This is a genomic window from Achromobacter insolitus (assembly GCF_002209555.1).
Taxonomy (GTDB): Bacteria; Pseudomonadota; Gammaproteobacteria; order Burkholderiales; family Burkholderiaceae_B; genus Achromobacter; species Achromobacter insolitus.
In genome coordinates this window covers 112,486-125,028 of sequence record NZ_NJIF01000006.1, presented here as the reverse complement: position 1 = coordinate 125,028, position 12,543 = coordinate 112,486, and the positions used below count along the sequence as shown (strand labels likewise).

Here is a 12,543-nt window from a genome sequence, read left to right as displayed (position 1 = left end):
TCAACCTGCACTTTAACCCGGCCCGATTTATTTAGTTTAGTGTCATGCAACTAATTCGGAAATTTAGTTTATAGTGATGCAAATAATTATCACCAACATCTGGATAAGTTGATTTCATGAGCAGTTCTGAAGCGACCGCGGCCAGACCCGGGAAACCCGGTCCGCTAGGCCTGGTGCTGGCCCCGATACGCAGGCAATTGATGGCCGCCGCAGCGTTGGCCGCGGCGGGCACCATGCTCACCCTGGTGCCGCTGGCGGGAATTGCGCACATTGCCCGTATCGCCCTCGCCGGCGCCGAGCCTTCCGCAGGCGCGCACGCCTGGCCTGGAATCTGGTGGACTGTCATTGCCAGTTTGGCATCCATGTTCGTTGGCATGGCGCTGATCTCGGCCGGTGAATTGACGGCCCATCTGGCCGATAACCGTCTTACGCACCGCCTGCGCCTGGCCGCCGCGCAGCGGCTGTCGCAGGTGTCGCTGGGTTGGTTCACCGACCGGGCGTCGGGCGAGGTCAAGCAGGCGATGCAGGACGACATCGGCACGCTGCACAGCCTGACCGCGCATTTCTACACGGCGGTGGGGCGCGCCGCGGGCGGCATCGCGATTGCGGTCATCTACCTGTTCGTGCAGGACTGGCGCCTGGCGTTGGTGGCGTTGCTGCCGTTCCCCGGCTTCTTCCTGTTCCTGCGCCGGGCCATGAAGGCCGGGGGGGCGAACATGCAGGAGTTCGTCGAACGGCTAGGGCGCCTCAATGGCGCAACGGTCGAGTTCGTGGGCGGCATGCCCGTGGTCAAGGCGTTCGGCGACCCGGGCAAGGCGCATCGCGGCTACCGCGAGGCCGTCGACGCCTTTGCCGCAGCTTTCGCCAGTTTTACTCGTCCGCTGGTGGCGGCGATGGCGCACGCCCATGCAATGATCGCGCCGGTCACCGTGCTGGGCGTGGTGCTGGCCGCGGGCGCCTTGTTCGTCGGGCTGGGCTGGATGGCGCCCGTGGACGTGCTGCCGTTTGCGCTGGTGGCGCCGGGCATATGCGCGCCGGTGCTGCTGCTGCATACGCTGCTGCATGATCTGGGCAGCGCCGCGAGCGCGGCGCAGCGCGTGCAGGCGCTGCTGGAGACACCGGTACTGGAGCCCCTGGCGCCCGGCCAGGAGCAGATCCCGGAGGGCCATGAAGTCAGGTTCGAGAACGTGGGCTATTCCTATGGCGCGGAGCGCCGGACGCTGTCCGGCATCAGCTTCACCCTGGAACCCGGCACGGTCACCGCCATCGTCGGTCCTTCGGGCGCGGGCAAATCCACGCTGGCGCGGCTGCTGCTGCGATTCTTCGACCCCGACGAAGGGCGCATCACGCTGGGCGGCGCAGATCTCAAGCGAATCGAGAGCGCGCAGCTTTACCGGCGCGTCGGCTTCGTATTGCAGGAGGTGCGCCTGATCCATGCCAGCGTGCGCGACAACATCGCGCTCGGCCGGCCCTCCGCCACCCGGCAAGAGATCGAGGACGCCGCGCGCAGCGCCAGTATCCATGAACGCATCCTGGCGCTACCGCGCGGCTACGATTCGGTGATCGGCGAGGACGCGCAGCTATCCGGCGGCGAACTCCAGCGCGCCAGCATCGCGCGAGCCTTGCTATTGGATCCGCCCGTGCTGGTGCTGGACGAGGCCACGGCCGGGGCCGACGCCGGCAACGAGGCGGCAGTCCAGGGCGCGCTGTCCCGCTTCGCCCGGGGGCGCACGGTGATGGTGATCGCGCACCGGCTGGATACGGTGATGCACGCCGACCGCATTCTCGTCGTCGAGAACGGCGCCATTGTCGAACAAGGCAGACACGAACAGTTGCTCGCGCAAGGCGGCAGCTATGCGCGGTTGTGGGCGCAAGGCGGTTATGAAACTTCCGAGGACAAAGAGGTGGCCGCATGCTGAAGATCTTCATGCTGCTGCTTGGCCAGGACGCATCCGTGCTGCGCCGCTATGGCCGGATGGCCGTGGCCTATGGCGTGCTTTGCGGGCTAACCATTACCGCGCTGGTGCCGCTGCTCACGCATCTGCTTGCGGCAGACGTGCAGGCTGCCGCCCCGTGGCTGGGCGCGCTGCTGGCCGGCGTAGCGGTCTGCTGGGGCCTGCGGCGCCATGTGGAGCGGGCCGGCGTGCGGGTGGGCGTCGCAATCTTGCAAGACGCCCGCCACCGTCTCGGCGACCATGTGGCGCGCCTGCCCGTGGGCTGGTTCACACCGCAGAACACGGCCCGTCTCGGGCACGTCGTCACGCAGGGAATGATGTCCGTGGCCCAGCTCCCCGCGCATGTCTTTACGCCCGTCATCGTCGGGGTGGTGACGCCCGCGGTGCTCGTCGTCGCCCTGTTTGCGCAGCACTGGCTATTGGGTCTGATCGCCTTGGCGGCGCTGCCGCTGCTGGCCGGCGTCCTGGCGCTCACGGCAAGACTGGCGCGGCGCGCGGACGAGGCATTCCAACAGCGCTTCGCCGATGCCAGCCAGCGCATGGTCGAGTTCGCCCAGGCCCAGTCGGTGCTGCGCGCCTTCAATGGCGAGGGCGGGAGCACGCGCTTTCTCGAACAGGCCGTCGAGCGGCAGCGCCAGTCCGGAGCTCGGCTGATCTGGCTATCGGCCGGGGCGGCCGTTCTCAACCTCGCGGCCGTGCAGGCCGTCTTTGCCGTCCTGCTGGCCGCCGCGGCCTGGTGGCTGGACGGTATCCTGGGCAAACCGCTGGCACCTGGACAGAGCGTGGCTGCGATCGTCGCGCTTCTGCTCGCGGTCCGCTACATCGATTCGTTGCTGGAGGTGGCCGGCTATGGAGAGGTGCTGCGCGGCGCGCGCGGACAACTCGACGCCATCGAAGCGCTGTACGCCGTGCAGCCGCTGCCCGAGCCCGACGCGCCACTGGAACCGCGCGATGCGTCGATCGAATTGCGCAATGTGCATTTCCGCTACGCGGATAGCGAGCCGGAGGTACTGCGAGGCGTGGATCTGCGCATCGAACCGGGCAGCATGATTGCCCTGGTCGGCGCATCCGGTTCGGGCAAGACCACGCTGGCGCGCCTGATCGCGCGCTTCTTCGACGTGAACCAGGGCAGCGTGCTGGTTGGCGGCGTGGACGTGCGGCAGATGTCCAGCTCGAGGCTGGCCGGCCAGATCAGCCAGGTCTTCCAGGACAACTACCTGTTCACGGGATCCATCGCCGACAACATCCGCGCCGGCAGGCCGGGCTGCAGCGATGCCGAGTTGATGGAAGCCGCAGGTCGGGCCGGCGTGGACTGCGTCGCCGCGCGCCTGCCGCAGGGGCTGGACACGCAGGTAGGCGAGGGCGGCGCGCGCCTGTCCGGCGGCGAACGCCAACGCATCGCCGTCGCGCGTGCGCTGCTCAATAATGCCCCCATCATGCTGGTGGACGAGGCGACCGCGGCGCTGGATACGGAGAACCAGGCCATCATCACCGGCGCTCTGGCGCGCCTGCGCGGGGAGCGCACGCTGGTGGTGATCGCGCATCAGCTTTCTACCGTGGCGATGGCCGACCAGATCGTCGTGCTTGAGGACGGACGGATCGCCGAGCAAGGCACGCCCGCGGCGCTGCGTGAGAGCCAGGGGCTATACGCGCAATTCCTGGATCAGCGCAAGGCCGCCCGCGGCTGGCGCATTGCAGGGGCGCGCTCCTGATGCGTGTCAGCTTGGTCGGTCTGTTCTTCGTGCTTTGCGGCGCGTCGCTGCTGGTGGGCGCGCGCCAGATCGCCTGGCCGCAGCTGTTCTCGCTATCGGGCGATGCGTGGCTCACCTTGACCGCAAGCCGGCTACCGCGCCTGGCGGCGCTGGTGCTGACAGGCATCGGCCTGGCCGTGTGCGGCGTGATCCTGCAGCACATCGTGCGCAACAAATTCGTCGAGCCGGCAACGTCGGGCGGACTGGATGCGGCCAAACTCGGCATCCTGGTGTCGATGCTGTCGATGCCTGCCGCCGGGCCGGCTGCACGGATGCTATTCGCGCTGGGCTTCTGCTTCGCGGCCAACCTGGTCTTCATCGCCGTCGTCCGCCGCGTCAAATTCAAAAATACGGTGCTCGTGCCGGTCATGGGTCTGATGTATGGCGGCGTGCTGAGCGCCCTGGCGGAGTTCTACGCGTATCGCAACAACATCATGCAGAGCATGCAGGGTTGGCTGCTGGGCGACTTCTCCAGGATCGTGCAGGGCAACTACGAGATCATTTACCTCATCCTGCCTATCGTTGCGCTGACCTATCTCTACGCGCACCGCTTCACCGTCCTAGGCATGGGCGAAGGCATGGCGGCGGGCCTGGGCCTGAACTATCCGGCTACCGTCGCGCTGGGGCTGATCCTGGTGGCCGTCACCGTGTCCGCCACGGTCATTACCGTCGGGGCAATTCCTTTCGTGGGGCTGGTCATCCCCAATCTGGTCGCGCTGCGCTATGGCGACAACCTGAGCCGCACCTTGCCCGTCGTCGCGCTGGGAGGCGCGACGCTGCTGCTGGCCTGCGACATCCTGGGCCGCCTTCTGATCTACCCATTTGAGGTGCCCATCGGCCTCACCGCGGGTGGCGTGGGCGGCATCCTGTTCCTCGTGCTGATCTTCTGGAGGCACCGGTGATGCGCGCGCTTCCCCGGCATACGGTATGGGTGGCGGTCATCGCGTTGGCCGTGGCTTTCCTGCTGTTCCGTTCCAACCTGGACTTCGACTACATCATTCCCAGGCGGCTTGCCCGGCTTGCGGCCATGCTTATCGGTGGCGTCTGCATTGCGTGGTCCTCCATCGTGTTCCAGACCATCGCCGGCAACCGGATCCTGACGCCGGCCATCATGGGCTATGAGGCCGTCTACCTGTTGCTGCAATCCCTGATGATCCTGGCCATGGGGGCCCAGAGCCTGGTCCTGCTGGGCGCAAACGGGCACTTCTCCCTGTCCGTGCTGCTGATGCTGGGCTATTCGTGGATCATCCAACGCTGGCTATTCCGCGATGGCAGGCAGAACGTGTACTTCCTGCTGCTGGTGGGACTGGTGCTGACGATGGTGATCGGCACCTTCACGCAGTTCGTGCAGTTGAAGACCAGCCCTGGCGAATTCTCCATTTTGCTTGGCTTTACCCAGGCTTCCTTCAACAAGGCGGAACCCGGCCAGTTGCTGGTTTCCGCGATCGCCGTCGCGGCGGTGTGCCTGGCCGGCATCAAGACGCTGCCGGCGCTGGACGTGATCTCGCTGGGACGCGACCAGGCCATCTCCCTGGGTGTGGACTATCAGCGCGCCTTGCGGCTGCATCTGGCGCTGATTGCGGTGCTGGTCGCAGTGTCGACCAGCCTGCTGGGACCCACCGCCTTCATGGGCATCTTCGTCGCCAACACGGCCTATGCCCTGACGCGCACGCGCCGGCATCGAGCTACGCTGCCCGCCGGCTGCGCGATCGCGGTCGGCATTTTCATCCTGGCGCAGCTTGCGGTTGAACATCTCTTCAACTATCGAACGAGCGTCGGCATCCTGGTCAACCTGGTTTGCGGCGCCTGGTTCCTGGCGCTGATGGCACGCTCGCGGGGCACCGCATGATCACGATCAAGAATCTCTCGAAAAGTTATGGGCCGAAGACGGTTCTGCGCGATGTCAGCGTGCAGTTCCCCGCTGGGCGGCTGACCTCGCTCATCGGCCCCAATGGCGCGGGCAAGACCACATTGCTGATGATGGCCGCGCGGCTGCTGGAACCCAGCCGGGGAGAGATCCTGATCGAGGGCGCCAGGGTGTCGGACATCCGTATCGGGGATTACGCCAAGCGCGTGGCCACGTTGCGTCAATCGCCCGATTTCAACCTGCGGCTGACGGTGGAGGAGCTCGTCGCCTTCGGACGGTTTCCATACAGCCGCGGCGCGTTGACACAGGAAGACCGCCGCGTGATCGGCGAGGCCATTGCATTCCTCTCGCTGGAACCGCTGCGCGCGGCCTATCTCGACGAACTCAGCGGCGGGCAGCGCCAGATGGCGTTCCTGGCCATGACGATCGCCCAGCAGACGGATTGCCTGCTGCTCGACGAGCCTTTGAACAACCTCGATATCAAGCATGCCGTTCAGATCATGCGCGCGCTACGCCGCCTGTGCGATGAGCACGGCCGCACGGTAATCCTGGTGGTGCACGACATCAATTTCGCGGCCAGCTATTCCGACCACATCGTCGCAATGAAGCGCGGCGTGGTGCATCGCGCGGGGACCGTACCGCAAGTCGTGACCGCGGATCAGCTGGGGGAACTGTACGGACTGGATTTCGAGATTATGCAAGGCGACCGCGGGCGCCTGTGCAACTACTTCAATCCCCCTGGAGAACTGAAATGATCACCAAACACAGGCCCTGGGCGCCGGCCCTGGTGTTGGCCGCAATGGTCGCCCTACAGGGCTGCGGCCAGGAAGCCGCCAAACCACCCCAGGCAGCGGGAGAGCCGGCGGGGAGTCCTTCCTCCCGGCAGCCCTATGCCAGCATCACCGTCCAGCACAAGCTGGGAACGACCGTCATCGAGAAGCTGCCACGGCGCGTGGTGGCGCTGGACATGAACGAAGTCGATAACCTGGACGAGCTCGGCGTCCAGGTTGTTGGCATGCCCAAGGACTTCGTGCCTCACTTTCTGGCCAAGTACCGGCACGCGGTCGACGTGCAGGACATGGGGGCGATTGTCCAGCCCAACCTGGAGCGGGTGCACGCGGCCAAACCCGATCTGATCCTGATTACCTCGCTGCAGGCGAACCACTACAAGGAGCTCAGCGAGATCGCGCCCACGATCCATTTCGACGTGGATTATCGGGACAGTCAGGCAAACCACATCGAGGTCATCAAGGACCATCTCCTGACGCTGGGCCGGATCTTCGAAAAGGAAGATCTCGCCCGTCAGCAGGTGGCGGAGCTGGATGCAAAGGTCCGTCAGGCAAAAGAACTTGTGCACGGCCGTCCCGAGACGGCGCTCATCGTGCTGCACAACAACGGCGCTTTCAGCGCCTTTGGCGAGCAGTCCCGCTACGGCTTTGTCTTCAAGACCCTTGGCGTCAAGTCCGCCAGCCCCGCAGCCGACTCCGGACTGCACGGCCAGCCCATTTCCAGCGAGTTCATCCAGCAGGCCAACCCCGGCATTCTGTATGTGGTGGATCGCACGGCGGTGATGGAGCGCCGGCCCGTCCTCAACGCCGAGACGCTGGGCAACCCGCTCTTGCGGCAGACAACGGCCTGGAAGAACGGCCGCGTGGTCTTTGCCGATGCCGAGGCCTGGTATGTCACGGCCGCCAGCGTGAGTTCGCTGAAGCTGATCATCGACGACGTCATCAAGGCCTATCAGCACTGATATCAGTGCCGGGATCGGGGGAAGTTGCCGGTCCATATGTAAATGATTCCCAGTCGCCTGATATGGCAGGCGACCCATCGCTCAACCGAACGGAGCATTCCATGAGCAAACGTCGCCATCGCGGCCGCGTCGCACGTCCTTCATCGCACGCCAGCCACGCACACCCCATCTTTTCCCCCAACCATCTGGCCGCGGCCTTGTTCGGACTGACGCTGGGCGCCGCTCCTTCCGCCTGGGCCCAGGAAGCTGCCGAGGCCGCGGTCAAAACCCTGCCGACGGTGACGGTCACGGGGCAGGCCGAAGCGCCGGCCACGCCCTATGCCGGCGGACAGGTTACCTATGGCGGGCGTGTGGGCTTCCTGGGTGACAAGGATTCCATGGAGACGCCGTTTTCCGTCATCAGCTACACGGAAAAGTACATCGAGGACCTGCAGGCGCAGGACATCACTGACGTGATCGCCCGGACCGATCCTTCGGTATTCAGCAACGGCGTGACGGGGGCATGGAGCGAGAACTACTCGATCCGTGGCTTCAGTTCCAGCACCACCGACATATCCTTTGGCGGGCTGTTCGGCATGGCGCCGTACTACCGGACCACGCCGGAAATGTTCGAGCGCATCGAAGTGCTTAAAGGTCCGTCGGCCTTGCTCAATGGCATGCCGCCAGGCGGTTCCGTCGGCGGCACCGTTAACCTGGTGCCCAAGCGCGCGGGCGCGGAGCCCCTGACGCGCTTGACCGCGACCTACATGTCCGATTCGCAGTTCGGCGGACACCTGGACCTGGGACGGCGCTTTGGCGAGAACCAGCAGTTCGGCCTGCGCTTGAACGGCGTCTACAGGGATGGCGACGGCCCGGTCGATAACCAGAAGAAGAAGGCGCAGCTGGCTGCGCTGGGCCTGGACTGGCGCGGCGAACGAGCGCGCATTTCCATTGACATGTACGACAGCGATGAGCGCGTGGACGGCGTGACCCGCGGCATCAACCTGGCGCCCGGCATCGGCGTGCCCAAGCCGCCCAAGCCTGAAACCCTGTTGAATCCGGACTGGGCCTATGTGAAGAACCAGGACAGGGCCGCCATGATCCGCGGCGAGTTCGACGTCAGCGACAACTTGATGGCCTACGCCGCCATAGGCAAGAGCCGGTCCGAGTACACCTACAATGGCGCCATGGTGGCGCAGGTGTTCAACGAGGCGGGCGACTATCGCACCTCGATGGGCCAGCTGAACATGAACGTGAAGAAAACGTCGGGCGAGGCCGGCTTGCGCGGCAAGCTGCAGACCGGCGGCATCAAGCACCAGTGGGTGCTGAACGCCACCTACTATTCGGACAACCAGCGGGACTATGGCCGCAGAACGGTGCCTGGGGCGGATTGGGTGACCAACATCTACCACCCGGTCTGGGGGCCGGCTCCCGACACCAGCTGGCCGCCGATACTGCATAGCAAGACGCGCCTGGTCAGTTATGGCCTGGCGGACACCTTGTCTTTCGCAGAGGACCGGGTGCAGCTGACGCTGGGCGCGCGGCGGCAGGAAGTCCGTACCGATAGCTACAGCGTTACGACCGGGGCGCGGACCAGCCGCTACGACGCCAGCGCAACGACGCCCGCCGCCGCGCTGCTGATCAAGGCGACCGACAATATTTCGGTGTATGCCAACTACATCGAAGGCTTGAGCAAGGGCCAGACGGCGCCGGTCACCGCGGCCAACGCGGGGCAGCTGTTCGCGCCGTACAAGACCAAGCAGACAGAAGTCGGCGTCAAGGTCGATCTGGGGGACTTCACCCATACCGTCAGCCTGTTCGAGATAAAACGGCCCAGCAGCTACACGGACCCTGCCACCAACGTTTTCTCGTTCGGCGGCGAGCAGCGTAACCAGGGCGTGGAATGGGGCTTCTTCGGCGAGCCGATGCGCGGCTTGCGCCTGATGGGAGGGGTGGCATACATCGATCCCAAGGTAACGAAGACCGCCATCGCCGCCAATGAGGGCAAGCAGGCCACCGGCATCCCCAAGCTCCAGGGCAAGCTGGGCGTGGAGTGGGATGTGCCGGCGGTGCAGGGCCTGACGTTGACAGCCAACGCGACCGCCGTGTCCAAGCAGTACATCAGCGCCGACAATTCGCTATCGGTGGCGGGACGGACGACCTACGACGTGGGCGCGCGCTACGCAACCAAGGTGGCCGACCGCCCGATCGTGCTGCGGGCGGCCGTCAACAATCTGACGAACAAGGCCTATTGGGGCATGCCGCAGTTGTCGAGCCTGGCCCTGGGCGCGCCGCGCACTTTCATGCTTTCCGCCTCGATGGATTTCTAAGCGTGTCGCCGCATGGCGGATGGCTGTGCCGCCCGCCTCAGGCTTCTATCGTCACGATATCCCCGGCGTGCCGCGCGTACTCCAGCGCGTAGGCCATTTCGCTGCGGGTCTGCGCATGGAGAAAGAGCCAGGGTTGCCCGCGCGCCACCTCGTCGCCCAGTCGTGCGTGCAGGGACACTCCCGCGGCGGGCCGTTCCGGCGCGCCGGCCAGCTTGGCCAGGCGTGAAAGCTTGCGGTTGTCGATGTGGGTGACGCGGCCGGCCTGCAGCGCGGCCAAGGGTTCGACGTGGGCAGCTCGGGGCGGCTCGCGCAGCCCGCCCTGGGCGGCGCAGATTCGTCTGAATTTTTCCCAGGCGAGGCCGCTGTCCAAGGTCCGCAGGGCCAGGGCAATGCCTTGTCCTGCCGGCGCCGCACCGCCGACTTCCAGCACGGCGCCCGCCACGAGGGCGGCGCGTTCGCGCAGGTCTTGCGGCTGGTCCGCTTCGTTGCGCAGGACGGCCAGGACGTCGCGGGCTTCCAAGGCCGGACCGATGCCGCGGCCCACGGGCTGGCTGCCGTCGGTGTACAGGCAGCGCAAGGTCAGCCCAAAATGAGCGGCCGTTTCTATCAGATGCCCGGCGAGGCGCTCGCCCGCCTCGCGGCTGCGGATCTTGGCCGTGGGACCTACCGGTATGTCGATCACGACATGCGTGGCGCCGGCTGCGATCTTCTTGGACAGCACCGAGGCGATCAACTGGCCTTCGGTGTCGATGTCGAGTTCGCGCTCCACGCGCACGAAAATGTCATCGGCCGGGCTCAGGCGCATGGCGCCGCCCCAGGCGATGCAGCCGCCCTCGGCCTGCACGACCTGCTGCAGTCGTTCGATACCCAGCTCCACCGGTGCCAGCATCTCCATGGTGTCCGCGGTACCCGCGGGCGAGGTGATCGCGCGCGACGAGGTCTTGGGCATGACCAGGCCATTGGCGGCGGCGATGGCGACCACCAGCGGCGTGGTGCGGTTGCCGGGCAGTCCACCCACGCAATGCTTGTCCACCACGATGGGGGCTTGCCAGCTCAGGCGGTCGCCGACCTCGACCATGGCCTTGGTCAGGAAAATGGTCTCGTCGATGCTCAGCGGCAGGGTGGCCGTGGCGGTCAGGAAAGCCGACAAGTGCACGTCCGTGTAGCGGCCGCGCACGACGTCGTGGACGATGGCGGCCAGATCTTCCTCGCCCAGGCGGCGTCCGTAGATGCGCTGGCGCACGCCGGCCAGGGATTCGAGCACCGGCGGGTGCCGCACGTGCACGCTGTCGCCGTCGCGGATGCCCAAGGCATCCCAGGCTTCCTCGGACAGCGCCACTTCGTCCAGCGCCAGCAGGTCGCTGTCGATCTGGTACAGCTGAGCCTGGACTTCATGGCCATTGGATGTGATCAGGACCTGCGAGCGGGAAGCCAGTCCCTCGGACCGGCAGACGTGGCAGTCCGCGCGCATCAGCGCGATGGGCTGGTGCTGCGCATGCAGACGCATGCGCGTGGCGCGCAGCGCGGGCGGCTTCAATTCGGGAATGCTGCTCACAGCTCGTACCTCTGGTCCTGCAGCGGCACGGTGGCATGCCAGTTCAGTTCGCGCTCGATGCGTTCGCGCAGCGCTTCGGAGGCTTCGGGTTCGCCATGGACGATAAAGACCCGACGGGGAGCCTCATGGAATCCGGACAGCCAGCGCATCAGTTCATCGCTGTCCGCGTGGGCCGACAGCATGGGCAGTTCGGCCACCTCGGCATTGATAGGGGTCCACTGGCCGTAGATCTTGGTTTCCGTGGCGCCGTTGAGCAGCTTGCGGCCGCGCGTGCCCGCGGCCTGGAAGCCGGAGAAGAGCAGGGTGTTGCGATGGTCTGTGCCAAAGGCGGCGATATGGTGCAGCACCCGGCCGCCGGTTGCCATGCCGCTGGCCGAGATGATGACCTTGGGATAGCGGTTGGCGGACAGCGCCTTGGATTCCTCGACGTCGCGCACGTAGGTCACGGCGGAGCAGGCCGCCTCGTATTCGCGCGCAGACAACTTGTGCTCCGCGGCGTGGCGGTCCAGCAGTTCAGTGGCGCTGGTTGCCATGGGGCTGTCCAGGTAGACCGGAATGTTCTGCAGCCTGCCCGCCTGACGCAGCTTCCAGAGCGCATGGATCAGGGTCTGCGCCCGGCCCACTGCAAACGCGGGTATGACGACGGTGCCGCCGCGCTGCACGGTGCGTTCGATGATGGCGCCCAGGGCTTCAATGGGGTCGGCGGGATCGTGGCGCCGATTGCCGTAGGTGGATTCGATGACGATGTAGTCGGCCCGTGGCACGGGTTCGGGATCATGCATGACCGGATCGTTGTAGCGCCCCAGGTCGCCGGAGAACACCACGCGCATGCCGCCGATGTCGACCTGCGCGGTCGTCGCGCCCAGGATGTGGCCGGCGCGGCGCAGCGTGAGCTTCGCGCCGCCTGGCAGGACGGTTTCCTGGTGCAGCGCCACGTCGGAAAAACGCGCCAGCGCGCGCTCGGCGTCGACCACGCGGTAGAGCGGCAACGCCGGCTTGTGCTTCGAGAAGCCCTTGCGGTTGGCGAAGTCCGCGTCTTTTTCCTGCAGATTGGCGCTGTCCAGCAGGATCAGCTCGGCAACGTCGCGCGTTGCGGGCGTGGCGTGGATCTTGCCCTTGAAGCCCTCTACCACCAGCCGTGGCAAGTAGCCGCAATGATCGAGGTGGGCATGCGTCAAGACCACCGCATCGATATCGGCGGGCGCCAATGGCAGACGCTGCCAGTTGAGCTCCCGCAGGTTCTTCAGGCCCTGGAACAGGCCGCAGTCAATCAGCAGGTGGGTATCTGCGTGGCTCAGCAGGTGTTTGGATCCTGTGACGGTGCCGGCTCCGCCCAGGCAGGTGAGTGCGAGCATG

9 protein-coding genes are annotated in these 12,543 nt (G+C 65.9%); 7 read left to right on the top strand and 2 right to left on the bottom strand.

The annotated features are described in order from the left end of the window. Positions 1–116 precede the first annotated feature (116 nt). From CEY08_RS19765 to CEY08_RS19735, 7 genes are all read left to right on the top strand, one after another. Positions 117–1,919, top strand: a complete 1,803-nt coding sequence (locus CEY08_RS19765) for an ABC transporter ATP-binding protein (RefSeq protein WP_088607770.1) — start codon at positions 117–119, stop codon at positions 1,917–1,919. Then, positions 1,913–3,667: an ABC transporter ATP-binding protein gene (locus CEY08_RS19760; RefSeq protein WP_076815328.1), complete on the top strand. Its 1,755-nt coding sequence runs from the start codon at positions 1,913–1,915 to the stop codon at positions 3,665–3,667. Before CEY08_RS19765 ends, CEY08_RS19760 begins: the two co-directional genes overlap by 7 nt. Further along, on the top strand, positions 3,667–4,608 hold the full coding sequence (locus CEY08_RS19755; protein ID WP_076815326.1) for an ABC transporter permease: 942 nt from the start codon (positions 3,667–3,669) through the stop codon (positions 4,606–4,608). The genes CEY08_RS19760 and CEY08_RS19755 overlap by 1 nt, the downstream gene beginning before the upstream one ends. Further along, positions 4,608–5,555, top strand: coding sequence for an iron chelate uptake ABC transporter family permease subunit (locus tag CEY08_RS19750; RefSeq protein WP_076815324.1), 948 nt, complete (start codon positions 4,608–4,610; stop codon positions 5,553–5,555). Before CEY08_RS19755 ends, CEY08_RS19750 begins: the two co-directional genes overlap by 1 nt. Then, positions 5,552–6,328 carry an iron ABC transporter ATP-binding protein gene (locus CEY08_RS19745; RefSeq protein WP_076815322.1) on the top strand — a complete coding sequence of 259 codons (777 nt, stop codon included), beginning with the start codon at positions 5,552–5,554 and terminating at the stop codon, positions 6,326–6,328. Before CEY08_RS19750 ends, CEY08_RS19745 begins: the two co-directional genes overlap by 4 nt. Continuing rightward, a complete protein-coding gene (locus CEY08_RS19740) occupies positions 6,325–7,323 on the top strand; it encodes a siderophore ABC transporter substrate-binding protein (protein ID WP_076815320.1) in 999 nt (332 codons plus the stop codon). Before CEY08_RS19745 ends, CEY08_RS19740 begins: the two co-directional genes overlap by 4 nt. A gap of 101 nt (positions 7,324–7,424) precedes the next feature. Further along, positions 7,425–9,632, top strand: a complete 2,208-nt coding sequence (locus tag CEY08_RS19735; protein WP_076815318.1) for a TonB-dependent receptor — start codon at positions 7,425–7,427, stop codon at positions 9,630–9,632. Between the two features lie 37 nt (positions 9,633–9,669). Here CEY08_RS19735 and CEY08_RS19730 read toward each other — a convergent pair whose 3' ends face one another. Both CEY08_RS19730 and CEY08_RS19725 read right to left on the bottom strand, forming a co-directional pair. Next, positions 9,670–11,187 carry a thymidine phosphorylase family protein gene (locus tag CEY08_RS19730; protein ID WP_076815316.1) on the bottom strand — a complete coding sequence of 506 codons (1,518 nt, stop codon included), beginning with the start codon at positions 11,185–11,187 and terminating at the stop codon, positions 9,670–9,672. Then, complete coding sequence (locus CEY08_RS19725; protein ID WP_042794983.1) at positions 11,184–12,542, bottom strand: MBL fold metallo-hydrolase RNA specificity domain-containing protein; 1,359 nt, start codon at positions 12,540–12,542, stop codon at positions 11,184–11,186. The genes CEY08_RS19730 and CEY08_RS19725 overlap by 4 nt, the downstream gene beginning before the upstream one ends. Position 12,543: the final 1 nt, after the last annotated feature.